Genomic DNA, 26,558 nt, shown 5'->3' with positions numbered 1-26,558 from the left:
AGTGTGGCGAGAGTGCCCTTGATGCCCTCTTTGGTGATGGGCTTGATTTCAACGATCCGGGCCTGCCCCGTGTCGGAAAGGAGCTTGGCCACGGCCAGCACTTTGCCCGCCTGCTGCCCCAGCCCCTGGATGCGCACCCGTTTGATCCCGTGGCTAAAAGAAGTAAGCACGGCCACCGCGTAGGCTTCCGCCGGTTTGTTTGCTATGTAGATATGATCATCCGTGCTCCTCATTCGCGATCACACCCCGGTTCTTCTCAATCCATTCACGGATGATGGCCTCAACGGTGGGGCTGATTTTATTCCCAACCACGCCGTGCTTCTCGAGGATCGCAAGTTCAAGCGCAGTTTTCAGCTCGCGCGGGACCAACGCCACCAACGGGACTTTTTTTACCATATCCTACTACCTTCATTAACCACTTTGGTTTTCTAATATTTAAACCTTTCTGGTTTAAAAAATAAAATTTAAACAACAAAAAAGTATTTAAACATGAAGAGACACTTAATTCACGAAAGTGCGATTATGACCGCGAATATACTTTCAAATATTAGAAAAGAGATTCTAAAAAAAGTATATGAACGACCAATGAAATTAACTGAGTTGGCCGATCTTTTCAAAATCACGCCCCAAGGCATGCTTAAACACATAAGAAAATTGAAAGCGGCAGGACTGATCGAAACGCGTCAAGAAGTCCACGCAGCAGGGAAGCCGCTAATAGTATATCCTACCAGTCAGAATTTTGAGGTTAGACCCATTATCTTTACTGTTCCATGGGTTTATGACGCACTCGTGTTGTTTGATGCTTTCAAGAAAAAAATTAAAGAAATTAGGCTAGAAAATGAAAAGGCAGCCGCAGAGGTGCCGGCCAGTCATCAAACATGTTTAGATTTTTTGAGAAATAACGGCCACGCACTATTTGAATGGATGTCAATAAAAAACGCCGCCGCGGAATATGAAACCTCCAAAACAAAAGAACTCAACTATACGCATTTTTTCCGTATAGTTCCTCTTCGGCCCGCTCTTTTTCTCGCAAGTCTTGTTCTGGAAGTTATCTCGCTTTTAGCTCTTTACAAAAACAAACAGTTGGTCCCAGTAAAAAAACGACCGTCAATTTCTGACTTCAACGAATACGCGCCAATCTTTTTAAAAAATATAGATGTTTTTTACGAATTAGATTTCACTTATGTGGAAACGGAAAACAAACTGAAAAGCGAAACGACTTATTTGGCTAAATTGGCCATAGAAAAACTTGAGGAACTTAAACAGCAAATTCCAGAGATAAACCCAGAATTAATTCAATTGTGGATTAAATTTTGCCAGGAAGGAAGCACCGCGCTTTTGAAAGGAAAAGAACAGATAGAAAAACAAATCAAAGAGGAAAAGAAATGCGCGGGCCATGACAAAAGACACACTAAATTAGAGCAAGCAAAGGAGAAATATGAGTTTTACTTGAAACAGATAAATGACGCTTGGATTAAGTTATTTGGTAAGAGCATCACCAAATCATAATAATCTATCTCCTGTCCCAACTCGGAGAAATGATGGTGCCAAAAATTAGCAGATGGGAGACAGTTAGTAAAAAATGAAAAAAAGGTCAAAAAAAATAAAATCAGCTTCAGGGCCTCATCCAACCAGGAACCTCAGCATCACCCCAACGCCGAGCACGAACAGGCCTATGATGGTGATGGTGACGACGACGGGTCCGTAGGTAGCCAGGGCCGACTCGACCCCGAGGATGTCGTTGTCCGCTTGGACGCTGCCCAGCACGGTGTTGGTGACCCAGCCTAGCACGGCGATCATGATGATGCTGCTGAAAATTACCGCAATGGCGCCGCGCGTTTTTACCACCTCTTTTAATTTTTTCCAATTAAAACTCGGCTGAGCGATTTTTTAAGATTATTTGCGTTAATCACACTGTTATATTTCTCTCCCTGCCTGCCGCTCTCCCTGCGCCTGCCTCAGCCCTAGCCCAGCACCCTCAGCCCGGCCCTGTTGTAGATCTCTTTGAGGATCCCAGGCGAATATTCCGAGTAATGCCGCGCGATGATGGTCCTTCTGGCCCGGCCGCAGAAAAAGTCAACGTAGCGATCTGGGACACCGGCCAGCGCCATTTTCACGTTGAACCAAAGCCTCAGGTCCTTGGGCCTGATTTTAGTGCCAGACTTCTCCCGCGCGATTTTCCATCTATACCATGTCCCCGATTTCCCTCTGAGCTCATCGAAAATTTGCCCGCTGTTTTTGCCGCTCTCCTTCAGGTATTGCTTCAACACCTCGAGCGCCTCGCCGTTGATGAAGGTCATGCCGGTGTTCTTGGTGCCGATGGTCCTGACCTCGTTCCGGTGCGGCACCACCATCCCGGTGTCGAGGTCGATATCCTCCACTCTCAGGCTTTTCGCCTCGCTGTATCTGAGCCCGCTTGTGGCCAGCACCAGGAAGAAGGCCTTATCGTGCAGGCTCTCCAGCGCTTGGTAGAACTTTGCCAGCTCGTCATCCTTGGGCGCTTCCTGAAACGGCGGCTCCAGGCGCGGGAACTTGAACATTTTTCCGATCTCCTCCTTGCCAATGTAGCGCAGGAAAACCCGGACCGCCTTCAGCCGGTGCATGTAGGTGTTGGGGTGTCGGTGTCGGTGCTGCGCCAGATAGCTCCTCACGTCATCAGCGGTTATCAGCTCCGGCGGCTTTGCCACAAACTCCAAAAACTCCCGCGCGTTCCTCACATGGGTGTCAACAGTCCTCGGCGCTCTCAGCAAATCTATCTCGAGGTGCTGCCTGAAACGGCTCATAATTTCTTCAATCGCTTTTTGGTCAAACTTTTTCTCAAACCCTCTGGTGCATATCGTGGGTTCAAATCCCACCGGGCCCGCCTCTTCTTTGATAGATGTCCTCGGAGCTTTTTCAAAAATGATAAAAAAGAGTAACACCGTGATATCACTGGTGGGGATTTGAAGTATATTGTGGATCCCGATCCCAAATGGGTGGAGCATGCCACAAAGAGATTCGCCGCGCCATTTGTGGATAAGCCTTATGATAGAATTGACGTTGATCCCATTCTGTTGTCCGAGGCCGGGTACTTGGCCGGAATGTCCGCCAAGGAGTGGTACCTTAACCCTAAGAAGGGCATTGCCTCCGTCATCGCCGCCCACGAGACATTTGACTTAATACCTGTGGCCCACTGGTGGCCGACCATTCACGTCTGGGAGCAGGAGATGGGGAACAAGCTAGAGTGGAGGGAGAACCAGCCTCCACACATCAAGGAAAACGCGATAAAGACCCCCGAGGACATCGACAAGCTTGAGGTCGTTAGCGAGGAGGAGATCAAAAAGGGACCCACCTACACTTCCTTTGTTGAGGCCTTTGATTACGTGCGGGATAACTACCCCAACTGGTTCGTTCCGCTCTATTTTGCCTTTCATCCCGAGGCAAACGCATCTCAGCTCATAGGCTTGGAGAAATTTCTGGTGATGACGATTAGAAATCCACCGCTGTGCCATAAATTGATCCAGAAGTTTATGGAGACCTCGCTCAACGGCTGCAGGGCCTTGGTTGAGAGGTACGGAAGTGCCATGATAGTGACCGGTTCCACGGTTGCCGGCAGCGACCTGCTGGGCCCGAAGCAGGTCAAGGAGTTCGGTGTGAAGTACGTTTCAGAGCTGGTCAAGAAGGCCCTCAAGATAGGTGCCGGGCCGCAGATCTGGTATCACCACTGCGGCAACCATGCCAAGGACTGGGAGCTGTGGAAGGACACCATTTTCACACCATTCACCGTCATGCAGGTCGGATACGAGGGCAGGAAGCCGTTCCCGCTGGAGAAGCTGAAGCAGCTCTATGGCAAGCGTGCCACTTTGATGGGAAACATAGACACCACCTTGACCTTTTCCGGTTCACCGACTCAGGTTTATGAGATGGCGAAGGAACAGATTTTGGCCGCGAAGGACAGCCCCAATGGTTTCATCTCAGGTTTGGCCTGCGAGTGTCCTCACGGATCGCCACCATCAAGCATCCACGCCATGGTCAGGGCAGCGAGGGATTTTGGAAAATATGAGGGGTGATCGAAAATGATGGAGATAAACATAAGCGATGAGGTAAAAAAGCTGGCTGAGGAGAGGGGCATCCCGGTTGAGCAATTGAGGGAAGTCGTTCAGCACGGGGAGGAGACCCGGGAAAAGCTGATCCTTGACGACCAAAACTTGGCCAAGAAGAAAATAGGGACCACCACGGTTTACGTGGTTTATAAACGTTCGGACGGTGCGGTCGATGTTGTCACGGCCTATTCCCACCGGATGGATGAAAAGGAGGTCACCGACTTAGTCCTCGACGACGTTCAGCCATGGCGCTGCGAAAAATGCAATAAAAACACCGTCCGCGCAAGCATGAATGTCTCCTATTTAGGAATAACGAGGCAGGCCCCGGTGATGGCCTGTCCACAGTGTGGGACGGGATTTTTTGAGGAGCATATAGTTACCAAAACGCTCTGCACGGCCATGTGTTTGTTCGAGAAAAAGAGGGCTTGATTGGAGATAAGTATGCTCTCGAGTTGTCTGGAGAAGCTGGGTGGAAGTCCGCGACTTCTTAAGACCACGAGGACTTTGAGGTGTCCCAAGTGTGGGTTTGAGTTTAGTATCTTCTATGCAAGGGCGGTGGCCTGCCGTGGCTGCCCGGAGGCCATCCTTGGCTGTGAATACACCCGCTGCCCGAGGTGTGATGATGAGTTTCCCATCAATCAAATCGGAGTCACCTCATCAAAAAAGGACACCCGGGAGTTGGCCGCCTACACCTCCCAGATATTTTCCAGCTACTATGAAGACTTTGGTGAAAATCCGTCAAGATAAGCCAAATTTGAGTTGACAACGTCCCGCTTTTGGCATGGTTAGGATGGGAGAATTTTCAAATATCCCTGAGTCATTTTGCGTATTTTGACAGCACTTGGTGTCGATACAGGGAGGCACCGCCTGAGGAGGTAACGTTGAAAGCGCAGAAGGGTATCAGCCGCAGGTCGGGTGTGGCGACGTGGATGCAGCACTTTTCCAGCCTTTCGAGGTCAATGTTCCAAACATCCTGAAAGGCCATTGTTGAAATGGTCAGATAGTTCTCCGTCGCTCTCTGGACCAATTCCATCCAGCTGCCCGCCTTACACTTGCACGGGGCCACGCCCGGCTTGGTTGGAGGCTCACTCCTAGGTGCCAGCTTCCAGAGACTGGCGACGGAGTCACGGATTAGCTGGGGAACATCGGTGCAGCTTGGCGGCGGGATATTGGAAAGGCTGGTTAATGGGAGGAGATTGCCGTCTTCCAGCAGCACGGAAAGACATCTTGCGTCGCAGTGCACGTCGGGACAGGAGGTTGGAATGAAGTTGTCTGTTCTGATTTCACCTTTTGTCTGTACCTCGATGGCGTTGAGCAGGTCCGGAATGGTTATCCTTTCATCATCGTCCGGTTGACCCGGATGTCTGCCAAAATAACTGAGCGGCTGAAAGTGTACCCCTTTAACGGTCGGGATCCATTTTTTGGCGAAATTTATTATCTCGCCAATCTGGTCGTGGTTGATGTATTTGATGATTTTCGGGACAAGGATGACACCCATTCCAGCACGGGCGCAGTTTTCCACCGCCTTTATCTTTGAATCAAGTATATCCGCGCCGCAGATCTTGCGGTAGACATCCGGCGTGAGGCCATCAAATGAGAGGTAAACGGCATCTAAGCCCGCCCGCTTAAGCAGGTCCAGGTACTCGAGATCATCGGCCAACTTTAAGCCGTTGGTGTTCAGTTCGATGTAATCTATTCCCATTTTTTTCCCCAGCGAAATTATTTCCGGCAGGTCTTCACGAACGGTTGGCTCACCACCGCTGATTTGTACGCACACGGGCTTGGAACTCTTTAACAGCATTTTGTACATCTTCTCGATCTGGCCAATGTCTGGCTCGTAGAGATATCCCTCACCGGCGCCAGCAAAGCAGGCCACGCAGTTGAGATTGCACTTGTTGGTTACCTCCATGACCACCAGGCAAGTGTCCTGCTTGTGGTTGGGGCAGAGCCCGCAGTCTAGAGGACACCCTTGTTTTCCGGAAGTTTGCCTAATCTTTGAGCCCTTTCTAATGGATTCAAACTTGTTTATAATTTGGTAGTGTTTAGCACCTCTCCAGACGATGGTTTTGAATTTGCCATGTTCCGCGCATTCTTTTTCGAGATAGACAGCGTCATTCTCGATGGTCTTCCTAGCAGGTATTTTGCGCAAGCAAGTGGGGCAGAGGCTCCATGTCTTCCCGATTATTTCAGACATTAAACTCATCTTTGTTTTGTTTTTCCACAATATGTTCTTTGTTGGTTCCACGAGACAATTTTTTGCAGATAGTTTTTGGTAGCAACGACTTGATGGCTTTAAGTGCCACTCCTCTAGGTATGTGCTTGATGGATTTGCGGATTATTTCCCAGTCTTCCATCTCGTAGATTGCTCTGAGATAATGGGGGGTCATATGGCCGCATTTTTCGCAGATGGCTCCAGCACCCATGTAGCAGGCTCTTCTACCGCCGCAGCTGCGGTATTTTATTTTACCCATGCTGTCTAGGCTGAGAATAAGTTTGGTAGCTGGGCAGTCCGAAGTTACCTTTAAGCAGTTGGGATATTTCATCGATTCCAGTAGAGCATCCGAGATGAAGATGAAGTCTCCATAGTTTTCCTTCAACGGCTTCAAAACTCTATCAATAATCTCATTCCTCTTTTTGAACGGCAGAAAAAGCGAGTTTTCCCCACCGATGAACGGCGTGTAAAAGCTGAATTTTACCCACAGTACTTTCGAGTTGCTCCATTCAGAAACAAATTTTTCGATGGATCGGTAGTTCAGGGAGTTTACCACCATGTTCAGCAGCAGATAACGAGCCCCGGTGGTTTTGATATTTTCCCTCGCCAGATCGTAGGTCCCCTTCCCTCTGATGACTTCATGGTAGTGTTTGGTGCCGTCGATGCTGATGAAAAAGGAGACATCGTTCCAGCTAGGTATGGGGACAGTACCGTTAGTCACCACCTCATTAATGAGGAACTTGTTTTTTCCTGTTTCTATGAGTTCTTTGCGGAGAAGAGGCTCTCCCCCCACCCAAGAGCAGTAAAGAAATTTAGGCAACTTTCCCAAGACCTCTTTCCAACCTTCGATGGACAGTTCTCCTAGGTTTTCTACCCTCCAAAAGAAACAGTGCCGACAGCGGAGGTTGCATCTATTTGTCACGTCGATGGAAACTGCCTTTTGTCTCATTTTTGGACCTATCCCAATTTTTCTGATGTAATCATTATAGACCAGCACGCTTTAAAGTTTGGATTCGATAATAAAAGCAAAAGTTAGGGACCAAGGATGAACTTTCTAGAGAAATGGATTCACTCTGAAATAAATCGAAGTTTTAGAGAGAGTCAGATGACAAGGAAATACTCTCTTGATAAGGATCAACCGATAAAGAGGGAAGATATTGAGAGATATCATCTGTTGAAGCTTTCCGAGGTGATAAAATACACTGGTGCAAAAAGTCCCTTTTACAGGAGCCTGTATGCGGCTGCAGGTATCGATACCGATGAGATAAAATCATTTGATGATTTTTCCAAAATTCCGTTAACGGAGCCAAGGGATCTGATCGGAAGGCCACAGCTTTTCTGCTGTTTGCCGCAGAGTGAGATTTTCCGGGGATTTTCCGCTGATGGGACCATTGACTCGGTACGTGTTTTTTATACCAAAGATGAGTTGGACAGAATCGTCGCCTCAATAGCAGCCGCGCTCAGGACCTTGGGCTTGAGGCGAGGTGACGTGCTGCAAATAATGTTTCCACCTGAAGCCGAGTGGGGCTGTGATTACCTAGTCAGCAGGGCCGCGGAGGCCTGCGGAGCTTCGGCGGTGGTTACTGGTCACGACCTTCTGGAGGGGCAGGTGCGGAAGATAGTGGAGCATAAATCCACCATGCTGATCGGATCGAATCCCTACATCTATGCGATCACAGGACTGGCCGAGGGTCGCGATTTAGACTGGCTTGGAATAAAATCGATCATCATGAGCCGCGGTTGTAACTATTTTCCCTTTGATGAATCGATCAGGAGGGAGGTTGAAGCGGTGTGGGGTTGCAATGCCTATGACCAGTACGGGACGATAGAAACTGGCTTAGCTGTGTCGATCGAATGCAAGGCCCAAGATGGTCTTCACATAAATGAGGCGGATTTTTTTGTGGAAATTGTGGACCCGGAATCGGGTGAGGTCTTGGAGCCCGGTGAGGAGGGGGAGCTGGTCTTTACCACCCTCAACAGGAGATGCATGCCTTTGGTGAGATATAGATCGGGAGATATTTCCAACCTGATTGAGGGCAAGTGCAGGTGTGGAGCTGAGATTCTGAGGATGGAGGGAGTCAAGAGAAAAATTATTCGTGAGGATGAGAGAAAACCTTCCCGATTATCGAAAACCTTTTTATGACTTTCCATACTAAACTATGGGCGGGCTTTTGAGCAAGACGTTTGTAAAACTGGTATCGGACATAACGAAGAGGACGGACTCGAGGATTGTGCTCGCGCTAGACCCTCCCTTTAACCCCTATTCACTGAAGAATTCTGAGGAGAGGTTGAAGGAGAGGCTCAACACAGCAGCTAGAGTCAAGAATCTTCTGGCGGAGCTTGATGGTCTGGTCTCGGGGGTGAAAATAGGTCTGCCCCTTATCTTCGGGCTGGGATTGGACTTGGTCGAGGACATCATCAACACTTACAGAAAAAGCTACTTCTTCATCTGCGATCCCAAGATGGCCGACATAGGTCATATCAACAGTCTTGAGGCTGCTCAGCTGTTTGACGTTGGCTTTGATGCTCTTATTATCCATGCCGCGGTCGGGATTAAAGGCGGAATTGATGAGGTGGTTAGCCTTGCTGAGGAAATGGATAAGGGAGTCCTGGGGCTTTGTGCGATGAGCCACCCCGGTGCCAGTGAGCACCTTAACAAACACTACCACGAACTTTTGGAGATTGCGGCTAAAGCGGGCGTGGATGGCTTCGTTGTGCCGGCCACCTATCCCCACCTGATTACTAGCACCAAGAAAGCTTATCCGTCTTCGATTATCTTTTCTCCCGGGGTGGGCACTCAGGGAGCGAGCTTTGGCTCGGCGCTGGCAGCCGGTGCCGACTATGAGATAATCGGCAGGAGCATCGCCCAAGCCCCTTCGCCTGCAGCCAGAGCCAAAGAAATTTTGAAGGAGATCAGGGAGATAGGCATCGACATTCAGAAAATTGCATTGGCTCTGGCGAAGCATCGTTGTGTGATGGTGGGCGAGTTCAAGCTGACCTCGGGATTAATGAGCCCCTATTACATTGACCTGAGGGCCACTCCTTCCCATCAGGACCTCTTTGACCTGATAACCAGCGCCTACGTCGCTGAGCTGAAGGCGCTCGGTCTTTCCTTCGATAGGATCGCCGGTGTGGCCACGGCAGGGGTGCCGATAGGTGCCTTGGTCGCTTATAAGCTGAATAAGCCGTTCCTCTACATCAGAAGGGAGGAAAGAACTCATGGGACCAAAAGCCTGATCGAGGGCGTGATAAACCCGGGTGAATCGGTTCTGATCGTGGATGATGCCGTCACCACCGGAGGCAGCCTGTTGAAGGCCATTGAGGCCATCCGTGAGCGAGGCGGCAAGGTGGAGTATGCGATGGTGCTCGTTGACCGTGAGCAAGGAGGAGCACAGAATCTTGCCAAAAGAGGGGTCAAACTGATCTCTCTCATGACAGCGTCGCGGTTGATGCAGGAACTCTACTTGAACGGGTTCATCGGCAAGGAGGACTATGAAAAGGTGATAAAGTACATCAAGGAGAGCAAAAATGTTCAGAGCCTTTAGCGCATCGATTAGTTTAGTGCCTGCTGAGGGATAAAGTTGCGAGATAAATCATCAATCAGAACTCAGGACGAGGTTGTCGGGAAAAATCAATTTGAACGTTTCGGTTTCTTGCCGGCGAGGATAAAAAAGACGGTTGATGAGAACTCGAGGGTGAAGTCGTTTTATCTCGAATACACCGCATCGAGGTTACCCTGTCCCGGACAGTTCTTTATGGTTTGGCTCCCTGGCTTCGAAGAGGTCCCAATGAGCGTTTCCGATGCTGGGGAGGGTTTCATCAGAATCTCGATTTCTAATGAAGGCCCCACCACGGCAGAGTTTCACCGGCTGAATAAAGGTGACAGACTTTTTCTGCGCGGCCCTTTCGGTAATGGATTTTTCCTAAAAGGAAGATCCTTTCTTCTTGTCGGGGGCGGGTACGGAACTGCGCCCCTGATTTTCGCTGCCAAGGCGATATCCAGTTCCGGTGGCAGATGCACTTTCCTTTTCGGAGCCAGACGCGGAGAGGAACTGCTTTTCGTTGCTGAGGCGCGTAAGATGGGGATAAGATCAGTTGTAGCGACCGAGGATGGTTCCGAAGGATGCATGGGGCTGGTGACGGACCTCATGAAATCTGAGCTGAAAAAGAGAAGATATCAAGCGATACTGACCTGCGGTCCGGAAAGAATGATGTATGAAGTGGTTAGGCAGGGAGTTAAACTTGGGATCAGGGTTCAGGCATCTTTAGAGCGTTACATGAAGTGCGGGTTTGGTGTCTGTGGCTCGTGTGTTCTGGATCCCTTGGGTCTGCGGGTTTGTTCCGACGGCCCAGTTTTTGATGGTGCCATTCTTCTGAAAACGGATTTTGGCAAAAGGAAGCGGGAGGTTTCAGGTGCTCGGGTGAATTTATGTTGAGAATTAAAGTAGGTAAGTTGAAAATGAGAAACCCAATCATGCTAGCCTCAGGGGTACTTTGCAACGGCTCACTCCTGAAACGCGCGGCTACCGAGGGCGGCGCTGGAGCCGTGGTGACAAAGAGCTTGACGAAGGAGGTGCGGGAAGGTTATCCCACGCCCGTGATCGTAGGAGTTAATGGAGGTTTAATCAACGCGGTGGGGCTGACCAATCCCGGGTATGAGGCCTATCTGCGGGAAGACCTACCTTTAGCAAAAAAGGGCAGGGTCCCAGTCATCGTCAGCGTGGCTGGCAAGACTATTGATGAGTTTGAAGAGATTTGCGCAAGGGCTGAAGAAGCCGGTGCTGACGCCGTTGAGCTGAACCTTTCCTGCCCTCACGTGGAAAAACACGGAATGGAAATAGGTGCCGATCCCGCCGCCGCCGCTAAAATCGTGAAGCAGGTCCGTGGAGCACTAAGCATACCGGTCTATGCTAAACTGGGGCTAAGCGATAAATTAACCGAGTCAGCGGTTTCCGCTCAGAATGCCGGAGCCGATGCGGTGGTTGTTATTAACACCATCAAGGCCATAGCAATTGATGTCGATGCTAGGAAACCCGTGCTCACCAATGTCTATGGCGGTCTCTCGGGGCCAGCCATTCATCCCATAGCTCTGCGCTGTGTTTTTGAGCTTTATCAAAAGCTCTCGATTCCAATAATAGGCTGTGGAGGCGTCAGCGATTGGAGAACAGCGCTGGAGTTTCTCATGGCCGGTGCTCGGGCGGTGCAGGTTGGTTCAGCCTTGGCCATCACCGGGATTGGAATTTTCCGTGAGATAGAGAAGGGAATAAAGGATTATTTGATCAGGCACCAGTTTAGAAGTGTTGAGGAGGTCATCGGGATCGCCCAGGTGTGAGAAAATGAAATACGTGATTATGATCGGCGGTGTTATCAGCGGTCTGGGAAAAGGAATAACGACTGCCTCCATAGGCAGAATTCTTCAATCCCGGGGCTATAGAGTGACGGCGATAAAGATCGATCCCTATCTCAACTGCGACGCCGGCACGATAAATCCCTTTGAGCACGGCGAGATTTTCGTCACGGATGATGGCGGCGAAATAGACTTGGATATGGGACACTATGAGAGATTCCTTGACGTGAACCTGACTAAGAAACACAACATCACCACCGGCCAAATTTATGGAGAGGTGATAAGGAAGGAGAGAAAGGGCGACTATCTGGGACAGACGGTTCAGATCATTCCACACGTTACGGACCTCATTAAGAGCCGGATCCGACAGGTTGCTAGCGAAAGTGACGCCGAGATCTGTTTGGTCGAGGTCGGTGGCACCGTAGGTGATATCGAGAGCATGCCTTTCATCGAGGCCATGAGGCAGCTTTCCTTGGAAGAAAAGCATGAGGATGTGGCATTCGTGCATCTCACTTTAGTCCCCATCTTGGACGTTGTCGGGGAGCAGAAGACCAAACCAACCCAGCACAGCGTCAAACAGCTTCTTGCAGCCGGGATATCTCCTGACATCTTGATCTGCCGCAGCAAGATCCCTCTCAGCGAAAATGCGAAGCGGAAGATTTCGCTCTTCTGCAACGTTCCCGAGAGGGCCGTCATCAGTGCTCACGATGTTGGTAATGTTTACCGATTGCCTCTATTGCTTGACGAGGAAGGTTTGGGAGATCTCTTGGTTGAGAGGCTTTGTCTGGAGAACCGAGGTAAGAACATATCCCAGTGGAAAAAAGTTGTTGAACAAATGGACAGTGCGACCAAGGTCGTCAAGATCGCCATGGTGGGCAAGTATATCAGGTTCCCCGACACTTATCTGAGCATCAACGAGGCCCTGAAGCATGCCGCCGGTGCCAACAACTGCAAGGTTGAAATAGACTGGATAGATGCCGAGCAGCTGAGAACGAATGAAGATTTGGATAGGCTGCGAAGCTACGATGGAGTTCTGGTGCCAGGTGGCTTCGGTCAGAGGGGCAGCGAGGGCAAGATAGCGGCGATAAAACACGCTAGGGAGCATTCAATTCCTTTTCTGGGCCTCTGCTTTGGATTCCAGCTGGCCGTGGTTGAGTTTGCTCGAAGTATTGGGTTGAAAGGAGCCAACAGCACTGAACTTGATCCCAAAACCAATCACCCTGTTATAGATTTGCTCCCTGAACAGAAGAAAGTGTTGGAGATGGGTGGAACAATGAGGCTTGGCTCTCATGAGATTCGAATAGAAAGAGGGTCGTTAGCTTTTCGGATTTACGGTAAAGAAAGGATAAGCGAACGCCACAGGCACAGGTATGAGGTTAATCCCAAGTACATTGGAAGACTCGAGAGAAAGGGATTGAGATTTTCAGGCAAGTCCATGGATGGGAAAAGGATGGAAATTATTGAGCTGCCCGGTCATAAGTTTTTCCTAGCTACACAGTTTCATCCGGAGTTTAAATCAAGGCCCGGTAAACCTGCTCCCGTTTTTGATGCCTTTATAAAAGCTTCCTTAGCAAGGGCAAATTCTTGGAAAGTGAAATGAATTTTGTACGTAACTTGGGGCCTTTTTTAGTTCAGTTTATTTTTACCCTTTCCCCCCTTTCCATGTAGATTACTCTTTCGGCGATGTTGGTGGCATGATCGGCGATTCTCTCTAAGAAGGAAGCGACAAACATCAGGCGGAAGGCGTCGGATATTTTCTTAGGGTCTTCGACGACAAATGAAAAGAGCTCCCGGTTGACCTGATGGGCCAGTTTGTCCACTTCATCGTCCCTTTCACCCAAGCCCCAAGCCAGCAGGGAATTCTCTTCCTTGAAAGCTCTGACGCTGTCCTTAACCATAGCTATGGCAAGCTCCGCCATCCTCGGGATGTCAACGAGCGGTTTGATTAAGGGCCTACCAGCGAGCTGTTTGGTAATTTGAGCGATGTCAGCAGCCCGGTCGCCCACCCTCTCCAAGTCGGTGATTATCTTTAGGCAAGACCCAATAACGCGAAGATCCTTTGCCATTGGTTGCTGCAGGGCAATCAGATGCATGCACTTGTTTTCAATCTCGAGTTCAAGAGCGTCTATTTTGTCATCCTCCTTTATCACCTTGTTCGCCAGATTGACATCTTGTTTGGCTAGGCTCCCGACCGCTTTTTCTACCGAGGCGGTGGCTAGTGAACTCATTTCCATCATCATTGATTTCAGCTCCTCGAGCTCCTCGGAGAGCCTCTTTCTAACTTTAACGGTTGGTTCTTTCACCCAAATCTCCCCATGATGTAATCCTGTGTCTGTTTATTTTTAGGCCTCTCAAACATTTCCTCTGTTTTTCCGTACTCGATGAGCGTTCCCAAATACATGAAGGCGGTGAAGTCAGAGACCCGCGCCGCCTGTTGCAAGTTGTGCGTCACGATGACGATGGTGTAGTTCTTTTTCAAGTCAAAGAGAAGGTCTTCAATTTTCGTCGTCGCGATCGGGTCCAAAGCTGAACAAGGTTCATCCATTAAGATGACCTCAGGGTTAACTGCCAAGGCCCGGGCTATGCACAGGCGCTGTTGCTGGCCACCGGATAGTTCAAAAGCTGACATCCTGAGCCTATCCTTGACCTCCTCCCAAAGCGCGGCCTTTTTTAGATTTTCCTCCACCAGTTGATCCAGTTTTTCATTGCTAACTAAGTGGTGAACTCTGGGACCGTAGGCCACATTTTCAAATATGGATTTTGGAAATGGGTTGGGCTTCTGGAAGACCATCCCCATTTTCCACCGAATTTCGGTCGCGTCGACATTAGACCCGTAGATGTTTTTGTCGTCCACGAAAACATCACCGCTGACCCTCGCGCCCGGCGTCAACTCCACCATCCTGTTGAGCGTTTTTATGAAGGTTGATTTACCGCACCCCGACGGCCCGATTATTGCCGTGATTTTTTTCTCTGGTATCTTGATGGAGAAGTTCTTGACGATGTGGCTTTGGCCATACCAAACGTTTAAATTTTTGGTCTCCACCTTGATTTTCATCCTACCACTTCCTTCGGCGGCGGTAACGGTACCTAATGATGGCGGCAATTAGAGAAATGAAAAGGACCAAAAGGAGGAGGACCAAAGCCGTACCGTACTGAATGGGAGTCACCTTCGCGATGTTTGGGTGCTCTGTGGCAAGAACGAAAAGATGGTAGGGTAAGGCCATGACCGGGTCAAGGATCGATGTCGGCAAACCCCTCATGTAGAACACAGCCCCCGTAAAAAGTATCGGTGCAGTTTCTCCAGCCGCCCTGCCCACCCCCAGAATGGCGCCGGTGATAATTCCAGGAAAACCGGCCGGTAAGACTACCTTTAATATCGTTTGCCATTTAGTGGCTCCCAGTGCCATGCTGGCATCTCGGAAGGAATTGGGTACGCTTTTCAGAGATTCCACCGAGGTTACGATTACCGTGGGCAGGATCATGACAGACAACGTGAGCGACGCTGAGAGCAAGGAGGTGCCGAAACCCAGAAATTTAACAAAAAAGGCCAGCCCGAAAAGGCCGAAGACTATTGAGGGGACGCCGTTAAGGTTGTATATCGCGGAGTTTACCAGCCTGACAAACTTGCTGTTTTCGGTCGAATATTCCACCAGATAAATTGCGGACATCAGACCCAGTGGCAGTGAAATTGCTATTGCCAATGCTACCAATAGAAGGGTGCCGACGATGGCAGGGAAAATACCACCACCCGTCATCCCAGAGGCGGGCGGCTTGGTCAGAAAGTCCCAGCTGATGATGCCCACTCCGTTCAAAATAATGTGGAGGAGCAAGTAGCCCATTACTGAGAGGATAATTAAAACCGCGATCCGGGAGGACCAGATGCCTAGCGCCTGACAAATTTTTGCCTTCATTTGCCGCCCCCATGTTTTTTTATGAGCTTGACCGCAACCAAGTTCAAGATAAAGGTTAAGATGAACAGAACTATGCCGATGGCGAAAAGTGAGTTATAGTGTAAGCCGCCAAAGACAGCCTCACCCATCTCGGCGGCTATAGTCTGGGTCATTGTTCTAACGGGAGAAAAAATAGATGTGGGAATTATTGGTGAGCCTCCGGTTACCATCATTACCGCGATGGTTTCACCAATAGCTCTGCCGAAGCCAAGGATGATGCCGGCAGCAATTCCCGAAGCCGCCGCCGGTATCGTCACGCTTCTGATGGTTCTCCATTTGGTTGCTCCTAAGGCCAGAGAGGCTTCTTTGTAATCCGCCGGCACTGAACTCATCGCGTCCTCGGCGATGCTCAGGATCGTAGGAAGAACCATTATTGCCAAGATTATCCCTCCCGTCAGAGCGGTTTCTCCTGTAGGTAACCCAAACGTCGCCTGCATCGCGGGGACTAGGAAGATCAGCCCAAAGAAACCATAAACGATCGAGGGGATTCCGGAAAGTATTTCTATGACAGGTTTGAGCAGTTCCCTGACCTTAGACCCGGCAATCTCCGCGATGTAAATTGCTCCGAGAAGACCGATGGGGACGGAGATGAGTAGGGCCAATCCAGTGACCAAGAGGGATCCCAAGACCAGCGGTATTATGCCGAAGGAAGGCGGCGAGGCGGTTGGTCTCCAAGTGAGATTGAAGAGGAAATCAGACAGACCAATTTCAGTGAAAAGAGGTAGCCCCTGCGAGAATATGAAGATAAAGATGAAGAAGACGGCGAGAATGGAAATGGAGGCAAATATAGCTGTGAGGATTCTTCCAGAGAATTTTACTTTAATTTTTTTCATAGTCCTCAACCTCTAAAAAAAAGAAGGCCGCGCCTTTGGCGGCCTATGGGAGTTTAACGAAGCCATGTTCCTCAGCTATTTTTTGTCCGCTGGTGCTGGTGACGAAGTCTATGAAGTCCCTGACTAGCCCCTCAGGTTGTCCTTTAGTTATCATATAGAGATACCTAGAAATGGGGAAAGTTCCGCTTTGAACCGTGCTGGTCGATGGCTCGACTCCATTTATTTTCAATGCCTTAATGCCTGTAGCGTTAGCCAAGTATCCTATACCTACGTATCCGATGCCGTTAGGATTTCCGGAGATCGCTTGAACCATTTCTCCGTTGGATGTTTTGGTCAGTGCCCGCAAGGTGATGTTGTCGGGTTTCATTACCTTGGTCTCAAAGGTTTCGAAGGTGCCGGATGTTGATTCCCTGGTGTAAACAACTATTTCAAGATTTGGTCCTCCCACCTCGCTCCAGTTGGTTATTTCACCCTTGAATATCGCCTTCACCTGTTCCAAGCTTAGCCCGTTAACAGGGTTCTGCGAGTTAACGATCACGCAAACGGCATCCAAGGCAATTCGGTGTTCAATTAGGCCCTTCTGTTTTTCCTCGTCCTTCAAAGTTCTCGATGAATTTGCTATGTCACAGGTGCCGTCTATCAGGGCTGCAATGCCAACGCCGGAGCCGCCGCCCTCAACTATTATTTTGTCGTTGGGATGGGAGTCCATCCAAGCTTCTGCGGCAGCTTGGGCTATGGGCAGTACCGTTGTGGAACCCTTGATGTTTATTGATCTCGGCGTGGAGGATTGATTGGTGGTTCCTTGCAATAAAATGGCAGAGGCAATGATGACAGCCGCTACCAAGACTCCAGACGCTATAACTTTCGATTTCATTTTCTCATCGATTTTATATAGAATACGCTATTTTTATTGTTTCTACCAATAATCTATATATTAATTTATTTTATTTGGAAAAATATATATTTACGTTCACAAAAAAAAGCTGATTGGTGATGTGTTGGAAATAAAAGGGGAGATTAGGAAAGTGCAGAGAACTGGTGGGTCCACCTACATAGTTTCTCTGCCTAAGCACTGGATCGAAGAAAATAGGATAAAGCCGGGCGATGGTCTGGTCGTAAAAAGACTTGAAGATTCCACGCTTCAGATATTACCACCTAGAATTCAGGAAGAGAAGAAAGCAGCTGAGGCCACGATTAAAATTTCCCCCAGCGATGACCCCTATAAGCTGGCTAGAAAGGTCGTCTCCTTGTACCTTGTCGGTTACCACGTGATTCATCTTATGGCTGAAGGTAGGCTTTCACCGCCACAGCGTGAGGTCATAAAAAGTTATGTCAGGGAAAAGCTGGTCGGAGCCGAGCTGATTGCCGATTCCCCAAACGAGATGACCATACAGGTGTTGCTGAGCTATCCAGAGCTTTCCGTCAGAGATGCCCTCAGACGGATGTTTTTGATCGCTTCCTCCATGCAGAGGGACGCCATATCAGCTCTGGAAAGTTTAGACAAAGGCGCCGCTGAAGAGGTGATCAGGCTGGACAATGAGGTTGATCGATTTAGCATGTATGTGATAAGACAAATAAAATTGGCAGTGCAAGACCCACGTTCCATAAAGGAGATAGGTTTGCGAAATGCCAGAGATTGTCTCGGCTACAGGCTGATAGTTAAAAGCGTGGAAAGAATTGCCGACCACGCGGCCTTGATCGCGGAAAGGGTCAAGCTGATTAATAAACCACTTAGTAAGGATGTGCTGCGAGGAATATTGAACCTCAGCAATCTTGCTAACACGATGCTGGAAAAATCGGTTGGAGCCCTGTTTAAGGAGGATTATGATCTTGCCGAAGAGATAATCGTGGAAAAGGAAAAAGCTAAGGTGCTGGAGGAAAAGGTGGCTAAACTGACGCTTGAAATTCCGCACGAGGATTCAATAAATGTTCGATTGATATCCGAAAGCCTGAGGAGAATAGCCGAATACAGCAGCGATATAGCCGAGATAGTTTTGAACCTAACTATTGCGGAGATCCTGAAATGAAGAAGGTACTTTTCGTTTGCGTGGAGAATTCGGCCAGAAGCCAGATGGCCGAGGCTTTTTTCAATAAGATGGCCAAGTCGGCTAGGGCAGAAAGCGCTGGGACAAAACCCGCCGCTGCAGTGAACCCAATGGCAGTTGAAGTGATGAGGGAGGTGGGCATCGACATCAGCGCGGCCAAGCCCAAGATGATAACGCGGGAAATGCTGGAAGCCGCTGATAGGGTGATAACTATGGGTTGCATTTCAGGGGAACTGTGTCCGGCAACGTTAGTGCCGACCGAGGACTGGGGAATTGAGGATCCAGCCGGAAAATCGATTGAAAAATTCAGGGAGATCAGGGAGTTAATTCGAATAAGAGTCGAAAAGTTGGTTGAGGAGATGGAGAGATAGGCCGTCTGTTCAGAGAAATGAAAAATTTTCACAAAAGCGAAAATCTTTTTAGTCAGCAGAAGAAAAGTAATTGATGCACCCAATTGTTTTAAGTCAGCCAGGGCAGAGTGGAAAATCTGTCCGGAAAGATTTTCGCGTTGAAGTAAAGGAGGAAGTGAGATTTTGAAAGTTAGAAAAAGAGATGGGAGTATAGAGGATTTCAATCAGGAGAAGATAGTTGAATCGATTTTCAGATCGGCGCAGGCAGTGGGTGGGCGCGACCGTGAAATGGCCAAGAGACTGGCAAACGAGGTTGTTGCCATCATCCAGACTCAGTGTAAAGGTGATATTGTTTCCACGGAGGAAATCGGCAACATCGTCGAGAAGGTTTTAATCGAACGCGGTCATGCTCGCACGGCCAAGGCCTACATCCTTTACCGCAAGCATCAGGAGGAGCTGAGAAAGCTTCGCTCGACTTCCCTCGAGGTCGAACGCATCGTGGACAGCTACATAGGACACATGGACTGGAGGGTAAGGGAGAACGCCAACATCGACTTCTCGCTGAGCGGTCTGGAACAGCATATCTCCACGACGGTAATCGCCAACTACACGCTTTCCAAGCTTTATCCGATGGAGGTGGCTGATGCCCACAGCAATGGTGATTTCCACATTCATGACTTGGGTCGTGGCATCTGCGGCTACTGCGCTGGCTGGTCGCTGCAGCAACTTTTGGTCGAGGGATTTAACGGTGTTCCCAACAGGATAGGCTCCAACCCACCAAAACACCTGACCACAGCGCTCTTGCAGATGGTCAACTTCATGGGCACGCTGTCCAACGAGTGGGCCGGGGCGATGGCCTTCAACTCGATCGACACTCTTTTGGCACCATTCGTTTGGGCGGATAAGATGGACTACGGTGAGGTGAAACAGGCCATCCAGGAGTTTGTCTTTAACCTGAACGTCACCTCTCGCTTTGGCGGCCAGTGCCCCTTCACGAACGTGACACTTGATCTGAATGTTCCACCGGACCTCGTGAACAAGCCAGCCATCGTCGGCGGTAAACCGCTGGACAGAACCTACGGAGAGTTCACTGAGGAGATGGAAATGATCAACCGGGCCTTCATCGAGGTTCTTTCTGAGGGCGACATGAGTGGGCGTCCCTTCACCTTCCCCATCCCCACTTACTCAATAACCAAGGATTTCGAGTGGGATAGCCCGCTTTCCGATATCCTCTTTGAGGCCACGGCGAAGTACGGACAGCCCTACTTCCAGAACTTCGTCAACTCCGATCTTAGACCCAGCGACGTTCGCAGCATGTGCTGCCGACTTAGGCTTGATTTGAGGGAACTCCGGAACAAGATGTCAGGAGGTCTCTTCGGGGCTGGAGACTCAACGGGATCAATGGGCGTGGTCACGATAAATATGCCCCGGCTGGGATATCTCTCCAAGAACGAGGACGAGTTCTTCGAGAGGCTGGATCAGATAATGGAGCTGGCCAAGCGCTCGCTCGAGATCAAGAGGGAGATCGTGGAAAAGAACATGAACAACGGGTTGCTTCCCTTCACCAAGCGGTATCTGGGCAACCTGAACCAGCACTTCTCGACTATCGGTCTGGTGGGAATGAATGAGGCCCTGTTGAACCTGTTTGATCAGGATATCACCACAGATCAGGGTAAGGAGTTTGCCATCAGGGTCCTGAAACACATGCGACAGCGTTTGGTTGAGTTCCAGGAGGAGACGGGTCACCTCTATAACCTTGAGGCCACGCCGGCTGAGGGCACCAGCTACCGGCTGGCGCTGATTGACAAGAGAAAATATCCGGACATCATCACTGCCGGTGAGAGGGTGCCTTACTACACCAACTCAAGCCAGCTGCCCGTCAACTCCGGCCTTGACTTGGTGGAAGCCTTGGAGCATCAGGAGGACCTTCAGACGCTTTACACCGGCGGCACCGTGTTTCACACCTGGCTCGGGGAAAGGATTCAGGGCTCGGCTGCGAAACTGCTACTTCAACGGATGACAAATAACTCACGCCTTCCCTATTTCACCTTGACACCGACCTTCAGCATTTGCCCGGACCACAGCTACTTCCCGGGCGAGCACAAGGTCTGTCCACAGTGCGGCAAGCAGACCGAGGTCTACTCCCGCGTGGTTGGCTACCTGCGCCCGGTGGCCAACTGGAGCGACGGTAAGCGGGAAGAGTTCCGGCAGCGCAAGTATTTCGGGTAGATCGATAATAACTACCGGTGGAAGTGAGACCACGAGAGTCAACGGGTTGATTACTATCTCCTTCAATGAGGTTCCGGGCAAAGCCGTTGCCGTGGTCTTCACCGGCGGTTGTAACTTTAGGTGCCCCTGGTGTCAGAATCGGGACCTGGTGCTCAGACCGGAGTCAATGCCCGTGATCACCGAGGAGGATATCTTCGCCGCGGTGGAGAAGCGCCGAAAGTGGCTGGACGGGATAGCCATCACCGGCGGGGAGCCGACCCTACAGCCTGATTTGAAAGATTTCTGCGGGCGGGTAAAGGAGAAGGGGCTCCAAGTTTCGGTCGCAACCAACGGCTCCGATCCTAGAGTTTTGGATGACCTGATCAATTCCGGGCTGATTGACTACATCTCAATGGACGTCAAGGCCCCATTAACACCGGAGCGTTACCGGGAGTTGACCGGTGTGGACGATAGCGCTGTTTTTGAGAGGGTGCTCGAGAGCATTGAGCTGATCAGAAATTCCCCGGTGGATTATGAGTTCAGGACCACCCTCGTCCCCGAACTGCTTTCGCCTGACGATGTTGTCAAGATAGCCACCTATCTGAGGGGGGCGAGAAGATACGCGATTCAGCAGTTTGCCCCTCACTCCACTGTCGACCCGCGGTTTGAGCAGATGGCACCTTGGCCCCGTGAGGCCGTCGAAAGGACGCGAAAGGCGATAAGCGGAATGTTCAAAAGCTTTGAGGTAAGGAACATTTAGAGGTGAGACACTGCCGCTCTCAGATTGCGACATCCTCAGGGAGATGTCAGCGGGGAACATCATCATAGAACCATTTGACCGGAGAAAGCTCCAGCCCAACGGATATGATCTTTCCATCGGCCCGATCTTCTACACCTTCAACAACAACATCGATGGCTTCTTCCCCTTCATCAAGGAATCCGTCGACATGGCTTACGTGAGAAACGAGGCCCAGGAGACCACTTTGCGCGTGGGCAAGAAGATCGTCCGAGGAAAGTTCATCAGGCTGCCCCCTCATGGGTTCGTCATTGCCTCGACGCTGGAGAGGGTCGGGACTAAAAAGGACATCGTCGCCTCGATCCGCTGCAGGTCCTCGCTGGCAAGGACGGGGATAGACATTGTCAGAGGGGCTGGCTGGGGGGACGTGGGCTTTGACGGCGTCTGGACGATTGAAATCACCAATCACCTTCCGGTTCCCTACTATCTGCCTGTAGGACTTAGGATCGGCCAGATGGTCTTCTTCAGGACCGAGACGCCGCCGGAAAAACCCTATCAGGGGAAGTATTCGGGCAGCACCGAGCCGGCACTGCCTAAACTCTACGCTGATAAGGATCTCGCCACCCTTATTGAGATTGAGGAAAGCCCATGAAGGTAAAGCTGATTGCTCACACCCCTGATCCCGATGCCCTTGCCGGTGCAGCCGCCCGTTCCTGTCGCTCCACAAAACCAGCGGATGAAATCGTCAAGGAGGAAAGATCCAAGCTGCTGCGGAGCTTGGAGGTCTGCGTGGAGCGCGGCCACGAATCGGTAATTGAGCACGCTTCTTTTACCTTTAGCGTTGAAGGAGTTTCCCGGGCCTGCACCCATGAGCTCGTCCGGCACAGGATCGCTAGCTATTCCCAGCAGAGCCAGAGGGCGGTGAAGCTGGAGAAGAACTATATTGTTCCCCCCACGATTTCCAAGGACAGGGAGGCCGAGAAGATCTTCATCGCTGCGATGGATGCCGCCTGGAGGGATTACCTGAGCTTGATTGAGCGCGGGATTCCGGTTGAGGACGCGCGCTACCTGCTCCCCAACGCCGCCGCGGCAAACATAGTCGTCACCATGAACGCCCGGGCATTGATGAATTTCTTCAAGCTGAGGTGCTGTACTCATGCCCAGTGGGAGATCCGGGAACTGGCCTATGAAATGCTTAAGCTGGTGAAGAAGGTAGCCCCGAAAATATTCGAGAACGCGGGCCCGAGTTGCGTCATGGCTGGCAAGTGTCCTGAGAACGATGAATCATGCCCCCTTTATCCTAAAGCTGGGAAGAGACCGGAGCTGGAAAAAATCTTGCAGCGGTGAGTTTCTAAGAACCAGCAGGTGTCGGTTTTTAGAGCTAGGTCTTGAACCAATCTGAGAAGCTCTGGTCGGTGACGTAGTTTCCAAGGAGAATCTGGACGATCAATCTCGTATACTTGTCCTTAGGGATGGTGAGCCGTAGGGTCACGCGGGCCTCGGAATTAGGCGGCAGGGAAAAGCTTTCGCTCTTCTGGGGATTCCACACCATGTCTCCGCCGGCGTCGAACCCGGCGTAGACGTAGATGTTTTCAGCGGTTGCGGTCCCCTCGTTCTTCACCGTGACCGTGAGCTCAAGCACTTGGTAACTTATCTGCTCTGCCTTCCAGGAGTGGGTTAAAACCGGGATCGGCTCGATGGGATACAAGGTGGCCTTGGCGCCCCTGAACTCAGCGGGCAGCTCCCCGATTTTCCACCCCGTGCCGGTGGTTTCAATGTAGAAGTATTTCGTTCCCTCCAATTCGTAGTAAAAACCAGAGAAGGCCCCTGAAATTCCAACACCCATGTGGTCCTTCAGCTCAATTAAAACGACATCGTAACCCATCGCGTTGAGAAGCGCTGCCAGCAGGATGGATGAGTCCTCGCAGTCGCCGCCATCGTCAACCAGCGTTTCAAGCGGATATCTGGGGTACTCGTCGTATGGGGTGGAGATTTCGTCCGGGGTGTAGGGCAAGCTCTGCACGAAAGCGATCATGGAGTTGATCTTCTCCGTTTCGGTAAAATTGTACTTTGAGACGATTTCGCCGAATTTTATCACTAGCTCCTTGAGAAGGTTGTCGTCCTTAGGGTCGGTGACGTACACCGAGTAGTTTCCCGTTGGCGGCCTCGGTCTGCTCCGGTAGTAATCATAAAGTTCTTTGGAAATGGAGAAATCCCATTTCAGCTCCCAGGTTTTATATTTCCACTCAAAATGCAGCATGATGTTTTCAGCCGAGGTGATTTCAGTTTCCTGCTGAATCAAGATCACGGTGGGCTTCACCGTGACGGTGGTGGTCTGACCACCGACATCGATTAAATAAACTCCCGGGTCTTCGGCGAAGGTGAACGTGACCGTTTCCGCGAGCCCGCCCGGCAACGTAATGGATTTCGACTCAAGAACAGTGCCGTTTATAGTAAGGGTGGCGAGGTAAGTTCCCTCCATTTCTCCCAGATTTTTCACCGTTGCCGTGACTGTGATGTTCTCTCCCGCTATTGCCTCTAGGGGCTCAACCTTCAGATTGGTGATTTCAAATTGAGGCGGGCGCAGGATTTTTAACTCACCCACTAAACTGCCGATTCTGAGAAGGTAGGTCCCCGGCAGTTCTCGAGTGATGGTAAAAGATATCCATTTCACCTCTCCTCCGGCGACCTCAATTGTCCTGGATTCCAATAACTCGTTATCGCTCCAAAGGTCGGCTGAGTACACGCCGGACATCAGCCCGCGGTTATTGATCACCAAAGATATGGTAATCATCTCTCCCGGTCCAGCTTCAGCAGGTGTTATTTCTAGGCCGCTGATCTCGAATGATGGCGGCAAGATAAAAAATGACCAATAGATAGCGATTGCTAGAACGATAGCTATCGCGGCCGTGCCAATTTTGTTCATGTTCCACCTTTTCAAGCTTAGCTCTCTGGCTTTTCATTCTTTGTTGTCGTGCTGGGAAAGAGGAATTAAGCCGCTTATTGTTAGGTAGAAAAAGTTTAACAATTGAAAAAAAGTGTAATCTTGGTGCTCCGGTGGTGTAGGCCGGTCAAACATGCAGGCCTCTCGAGCCTGCGCCCCGGGTTCAAATCCCGGCCGGAGCACCATTTGAGTTAAAATTGAGGGCTTGGGATTAAAAGTCAAGAGTTCCTTGATTGTTTGAAAACATGCTGGTCTACGACACGCTTTCCGGGAAGGTCAGGAAGTTTGCTCCTCTCAGAAAGGGTGAGGTCCGCATCTACACCTGTGGTCCCAGCGTTTACTCCGCGCCCCATCTCGGAAATTTCCGCACCTATGTGGTTGAGGATGTGGTCAAGAGAGTCCTGCTTTTCAACGGCTACCGGGTGATCCACGTGATGAACATTACCGATATCGAGGACAAAATGGTGCGAGCTGCTAAGGGCAGCATGAAAATGCTGAGGGAGATAGCGAGTAAAAATGAGCGAAGGTTTCTTGAGGAGTCACGCAGGTTGAAACTGATACCTGCTGATCACTACCCGAGGGCCACCGAGAATATCGAGCCTATGGTTGAACTGATCAAGAGGCTGATGAAGAAAGGGCTGGCCTACCGCGACGAGAGGGGAAACATTTTCTTCGATGTCTCCCGATTTCCACGTTATGGTATGATCTCCCACTACAGGTTCAGGGGCATTCTTGGCAGGAGGATTTACAAGGACGATTACTTCCAGTCTGAGGCCGGCGATTTCATCCTCTGGAAGGCGTGGCGAAAAAGCGACGGTGACATCTTCTGGGTGACCGAGCTGGGTAAGGGCAGACCGGGTTGGCACATCGAGTGCAGCGCCATGAGCATCCGCTATTTGGGTATTCCCTTCGACATTCACATGGGCGGCATCGACAACGTCTTCTCCCACCACGAGAACGAGATCGCCCAGAGCGCCGGGGCTACGGGGAAGATTCCGGCCAGGTACTGGATGCACGTCCGCCACCTGATGGCCTACGGAAGGAAGATGAGCAAGTCGGCGGGCCGGCTTTACACCGTTGAGGAGTTGAGGCGGAGGGACTATGGGTATGATGCCATCAGGGCGTTCCTGCTCACCCAGCACTATCGGAGGCGGTTGAACTTTACCCTGAAGGAGCTGCGCAGAGTTAGCCGGGAAATCTCCAGATGCAAGGCGCTGATTAAAGGCCTGAGGCGCGTGAGAGCCGGAGAAGACAGCAAAGTCGCCGACAGGCTCATTGAAAAGGCCCTATCGGATTTCACCTTCCACATCAACAACGACATCGACACCCCGGCGGCCATGGATTCGCTTTGCTCGCTGGTTCGAGATCTGGAGAAGCTGTTGAAAAAAGGTAGGCTAGGTGCTGGCAACGCGCGGAGAGCAATTGAGACGATTAAGAGGATGGACTCGGTGCTCGGGATTATTTACTAGGCACTTTGTAGAGGAAGATTTGCTCGTCGCCCTGCTGGTAAAAGTTCCTCACCCGGCCACACTTTTTGAAACCGAGCTTGAGGTAAAACCTGGTATTTCCCTCGAACTCCCTAGCCACATCAACCCGCAGGATTCTCTTTTCTCTTCTGGCAATTCCTTCAGCGAACTTCACCAGCGAGCTGCCGATGTTTTTCAGCCGCTCCTCTTTCTTGACCACGAGAAAATAGATGACGAGCGCCCGGACCTCTTTTCTCAGCAGGATGGTCCCGACGATTTTGCCACCGTCTTGGGCTAGGTAGGCCTCCCCCTGCTGGCGGGAGTATGCGCTAATGATCTCTCTACTCCATTCCTTTCCCCACCCTTTAGTCCACTCCTTTAGCAG

29 protein-coding genes and 1 tRNA gene are annotated in these 26,558 nt (G+C 50.5%); 17 read left to right on the top strand and 13 right to left on the bottom strand.

The genetic code is table 11. The annotated features are described in order from the left end of the window. Nucleotides 1–233, bottom strand: a 233-nt coding sequence (locus QXT02_RS06385; protein ID WP_342812630.1) for a hypothetical protein, incomplete at its 3' end; no start/stop codon positions are given. Further along, nucleotides 217–396 carry a hypothetical protein gene (locus QXT02_RS06380; RefSeq protein WP_342812629.1) on the bottom strand — a complete coding sequence of 60 codons (180 nt, stop codon included), beginning with the start codon at nucleotides 394–396 and terminating at the stop codon, nucleotides 217–219. The genes QXT02_RS06385 and QXT02_RS06380, both read right to left, overlap by 17 nt. A 126-nt stretch (nucleotides 397–522) precedes the next feature. Here QXT02_RS06380 and QXT02_RS06375 point away from each other — a divergent pair, with 126 nt between their 5' ends. Continuing rightward, nucleotides 523–1,509 carry a winged helix-turn-helix domain-containing protein gene (locus tag QXT02_RS06375; protein ID WP_342812628.1) on the top strand — a complete coding sequence of 329 codons (987 nt, stop codon included), beginning with the start codon at nucleotides 523–525 and terminating at the stop codon, nucleotides 1,507–1,509. Between the two features lie 114 nt (nucleotides 1,510–1,623). Here QXT02_RS06375 and QXT02_RS06370 read toward each other — a convergent pair whose 3' ends face one another. Both QXT02_RS06370 and QXT02_RS06365 read right to left on the bottom strand, forming a co-directional pair. Beyond that, on the bottom strand, nucleotides 1,624–1,848 hold the full coding sequence (locus QXT02_RS06370) for a hypothetical protein (protein ID WP_342812627.1): 225 nt from the start codon (nucleotides 1,846–1,848) through the stop codon (nucleotides 1,624–1,626). 116 nt (nucleotides 1,849–1,964) lie between these two features. Continuing rightward, complete coding sequence (locus tag QXT02_RS06365; protein ID WP_342812626.1) at nucleotides 1,965–2,855, bottom strand: tyrosine-type recombinase/integrase; 891 nt, start codon at nucleotides 2,853–2,855, stop codon at nucleotides 1,965–1,967. Between the two features lie 87 nt (nucleotides 2,856–2,942). Between QXT02_RS06365 and QXT02_RS06360 the strand changes: the two genes are divergently transcribed. From QXT02_RS06360 to QXT02_RS06350, 3 genes are read left to right on the top strand one after another with little or no spacing between them, the layout of a single operon-like run. Further along, complete coding sequence (locus QXT02_RS06360; protein WP_342812624.1) at nucleotides 2,943–4,049, top strand: uroporphyrinogen decarboxylase family protein; 1,107 nt, start codon at nucleotides 2,943–2,945, stop codon at nucleotides 4,047–4,049. Nucleotides 4,050–4,055: 6 nt separating this feature from the next. After that, complete coding sequence (locus QXT02_RS06355) at nucleotides 4,056–4,511, top strand: hypothetical protein (protein ID WP_342812622.1); 456 nt, start codon at nucleotides 4,056–4,058, stop codon at nucleotides 4,509–4,511. Further along, complete coding sequence (locus tag QXT02_RS06350) at nucleotides 4,512–4,829, top strand: hypothetical protein (protein ID WP_342812620.1); 318 nt, start codon at nucleotides 4,512–4,514, stop codon at nucleotides 4,827–4,829. 70 nt (nucleotides 4,830–4,899) lie between these two features. Here QXT02_RS06350 and trsS read toward each other — a convergent pair whose 3' ends face one another. After that, nucleotides 4,900–6,276 (bottom strand): radical SAM (seleno)protein TrsS, encoded by a 1,377-nt coding sequence (trsS, locus tag QXT02_RS06345; protein WP_342812619.1) that lies wholly within the window; start codon nucleotides 6,274–6,276, stop codon nucleotides 4,900–4,902. After that, entirely contained in the window at nucleotides 6,269–7,243 is a 975-nt protein-coding gene (locus QXT02_RS06340) for a radical SAM protein (protein ID WP_342812618.1), read from the bottom strand. The genes trsS and QXT02_RS06340 overlap by 8 nt, the downstream gene beginning before the upstream one ends. Nucleotides 7,244–7,399: 156 nt before the next feature. Between QXT02_RS06340 and QXT02_RS06335 the strand changes: the two genes are divergently transcribed. From QXT02_RS06335 to pyrG, 5 genes are read left to right on the top strand one after another with little or no spacing between them, the layout of a single operon-like run. Continuing rightward, nucleotides 7,400–8,437 (top strand): phenylacetate--CoA ligase family protein, encoded by a 1,038-nt coding sequence (locus QXT02_RS06335; RefSeq protein WP_342812617.1) that lies wholly within the window; start codon nucleotides 7,400–7,402, stop codon nucleotides 8,435–8,437. Nucleotides 8,438–8,465: 28 nt separating this feature from the next. Continuing rightward, complete coding sequence (gene pyrE, locus QXT02_RS06330) at nucleotides 8,466–9,839, top strand: orotate phosphoribosyltransferase (RefSeq protein ID WP_342812615.1); 1,374 nt, start codon at nucleotides 8,466–8,468, stop codon at nucleotides 9,837–9,839. Between the two features lie 36 nt (nucleotides 9,840–9,875). Continuing rightward, nucleotides 9,876–10,730, top strand: coding sequence for a dihydroorotate dehydrogenase electron transfer subunit (locus QXT02_RS06325; protein ID WP_342812614.1), 855 nt, complete (start codon nucleotides 9,876–9,878; stop codon nucleotides 10,728–10,730). Continuing rightward, a complete protein-coding gene (locus tag QXT02_RS06320; protein ID WP_342812613.1) occupies nucleotides 10,724–11,626 on the top strand; it encodes a dihydroorotate dehydrogenase in 903 nt (300 codons plus the stop codon). The genes QXT02_RS06325 and QXT02_RS06320 overlap by 7 nt, the downstream gene beginning before the upstream one ends. A gap of 4 nt (nucleotides 11,627–11,630) precedes the next feature. Next, complete coding sequence (gene pyrG / locus QXT02_RS06315; protein WP_342812612.1) at nucleotides 11,631–13,241, top strand: glutamine hydrolyzing CTP synthase; 1,611 nt, start codon at nucleotides 11,631–11,633, stop codon at nucleotides 13,239–13,241. A gap of 31 nt (nucleotides 13,242–13,272) precedes the next feature. Here the strand turns inward: pyrG and phoU are convergent, their stop codons facing one another. From phoU to QXT02_RS06290, 5 genes are read right to left on the bottom strand one after another with little or no spacing between them, the layout of a single operon-like run. Further along, nucleotides 13,273–13,944, bottom strand: coding sequence for a phosphate signaling complex protein PhoU (gene phoU, locus QXT02_RS06310; protein ID WP_342812611.1), 672 nt, complete (start codon nucleotides 13,942–13,944; stop codon nucleotides 13,273–13,275). Next, entirely contained in the window at nucleotides 13,941–14,696 is a 756-nt protein-coding gene (gene pstB / locus QXT02_RS06305) for a phosphate ABC transporter ATP-binding protein PstB (RefSeq protein ID WP_342812609.1), read from the bottom strand. The genes phoU and pstB overlap by 4 nt, the downstream gene beginning before the upstream one ends. A 1-nt stretch (nucleotide 14,697) precedes the next feature. Then, entirely contained in the window at nucleotides 14,698–15,552 is an 855-nt protein-coding gene (gene pstA / locus QXT02_RS06300; protein WP_342812607.1) for a phosphate ABC transporter permease PstA, read from the bottom strand. Further along, entirely contained in the window at nucleotides 15,549–16,424 is an 876-nt protein-coding gene (gene pstC, locus QXT02_RS06295) for a phosphate ABC transporter permease subunit PstC (RefSeq protein WP_342812606.1), read from the bottom strand. The genes pstA and pstC overlap by 4 nt, the downstream gene beginning before the upstream one ends. A gap of 43 nt (nucleotides 16,425–16,467) precedes the next feature. Next, complete coding sequence (locus QXT02_RS06290) at nucleotides 16,468–17,298, bottom strand: phosphate ABC transporter substrate-binding protein (RefSeq protein ID WP_342812605.1); 831 nt, start codon at nucleotides 17,296–17,298, stop codon at nucleotides 16,468–16,470. Between the two features lie 124 nt (nucleotides 17,299–17,422). Between QXT02_RS06290 and QXT02_RS06285 the strand changes: the two genes are divergently transcribed. From QXT02_RS06285 to thyX, 6 genes are all read left to right on the top strand, one after another. Then, nucleotides 17,423–18,451: a PhoU domain-containing protein gene (locus tag QXT02_RS06285; RefSeq protein WP_342812603.1), complete on the top strand. Its 1,029-nt coding sequence runs from the start codon at nucleotides 17,423–17,425 to the stop codon at nucleotides 18,449–18,451. Continuing rightward, the gene (locus QXT02_RS06280; RefSeq protein WP_342812601.1) at nucleotides 18,448–18,840 is read left to right on the top strand and encodes an arsenate reductase ArsC; all 393 of its coding nucleotides are present in this window, start codon (nucleotides 18,448–18,450) and stop codon (nucleotides 18,838–18,840) included. Before QXT02_RS06285 ends, QXT02_RS06280 begins: the two co-directional genes overlap by 4 nt. A gap of 159 nt (nucleotides 18,841–18,999) precedes the next feature. Beyond that, nucleotides 19,000–21,048: a ribonucleoside triphosphate reductase gene (locus tag QXT02_RS06275; protein ID WP_342812632.1), complete on the top strand. Its 2,049-nt coding sequence runs from the start codon at nucleotides 19,000–19,002 to the stop codon at nucleotides 21,046–21,048. Beyond that, nucleotides 20,972–21,787 (top strand): anaerobic ribonucleoside-triphosphate reductase activating protein, encoded by an 816-nt coding sequence (locus tag QXT02_RS06270; protein WP_342812600.1) that lies wholly within the window; start codon nucleotides 20,972–20,974, stop codon nucleotides 21,785–21,787. The genes QXT02_RS06275 and QXT02_RS06270 overlap by 77 nt, the downstream gene beginning before the upstream one ends. A gap of 10 nt (nucleotides 21,788–21,797) precedes the next feature. After that, a complete protein-coding gene (dcd, locus tag QXT02_RS06265) occupies nucleotides 21,798–22,415 on the top strand; it encodes a dCTP deaminase (protein WP_342812631.1) in 618 nt (205 codons plus the stop codon). Further along, the gene (thyX, locus tag QXT02_RS06260; RefSeq protein WP_342812599.1) at nucleotides 22,412–23,110 is read left to right on the top strand and encodes an FAD-dependent thymidylate synthase; all 699 of its coding nucleotides are present in this window, start codon (nucleotides 22,412–22,414) and stop codon (nucleotides 23,108–23,110) included. The genes dcd and thyX overlap by 4 nt, the downstream gene beginning before the upstream one ends. A 34-nt stretch (nucleotides 23,111–23,144) precedes the next feature. Here the strand turns inward: thyX and QXT02_RS06255 are convergent, their stop codons facing one another. Then, nucleotides 23,145–24,689 carry a CARDB domain-containing protein gene (locus tag QXT02_RS06255; RefSeq protein ID WP_342812598.1) on the bottom strand — a complete coding sequence of 515 codons (1,545 nt, stop codon included), beginning with the start codon at nucleotides 24,687–24,689 and terminating at the stop codon, nucleotides 23,145–23,147. Nucleotides 24,690–24,814: 125 nt separating this feature from the next. Between QXT02_RS06255 and QXT02_RS06250 the strand changes: the two genes are divergently transcribed. Both QXT02_RS06250 and cysS read left to right on the top strand, forming a co-directional pair. Beyond that, a tRNA-Glu gene (locus QXT02_RS06250) sits at nucleotides 24,815–24,892 on the top strand. A 60-nt stretch (nucleotides 24,893–24,952) separates the two neighbouring features. After that, on the top strand, nucleotides 24,953–26,176 hold the full coding sequence (gene cysS, locus QXT02_RS06245) for a cysteine--tRNA ligase (protein WP_342812597.1): 1,224 nt from the start codon (nucleotides 24,953–24,955) through the stop codon (nucleotides 26,174–26,176). Here the strand turns inward: cysS and QXT02_RS06240 are convergent. Next, nucleotides 26,166–26,558: GNAT family N-acetyltransferase (locus tag QXT02_RS06240; RefSeq protein ID WP_342812595.1), on the bottom strand; the 393-nt coding region annotated here is incomplete at its 5' end. The genes cysS and QXT02_RS06240 overlap by 11 nt on opposite strands.

Source organism: Hadarchaeum sp. (SeqCode), from assembly GCF_038871235.1.
In the GTDB taxonomy this organism is placed as follows: Archaea; Hadarchaeota; Hadarchaeia; order Hadarchaeales; family Hadarchaeaceae; genus Hadarchaeum.
Note: the sequence above shows the minus strand (reverse complement) of the source record. Positions and strands in the feature narration are given on the sequence as shown.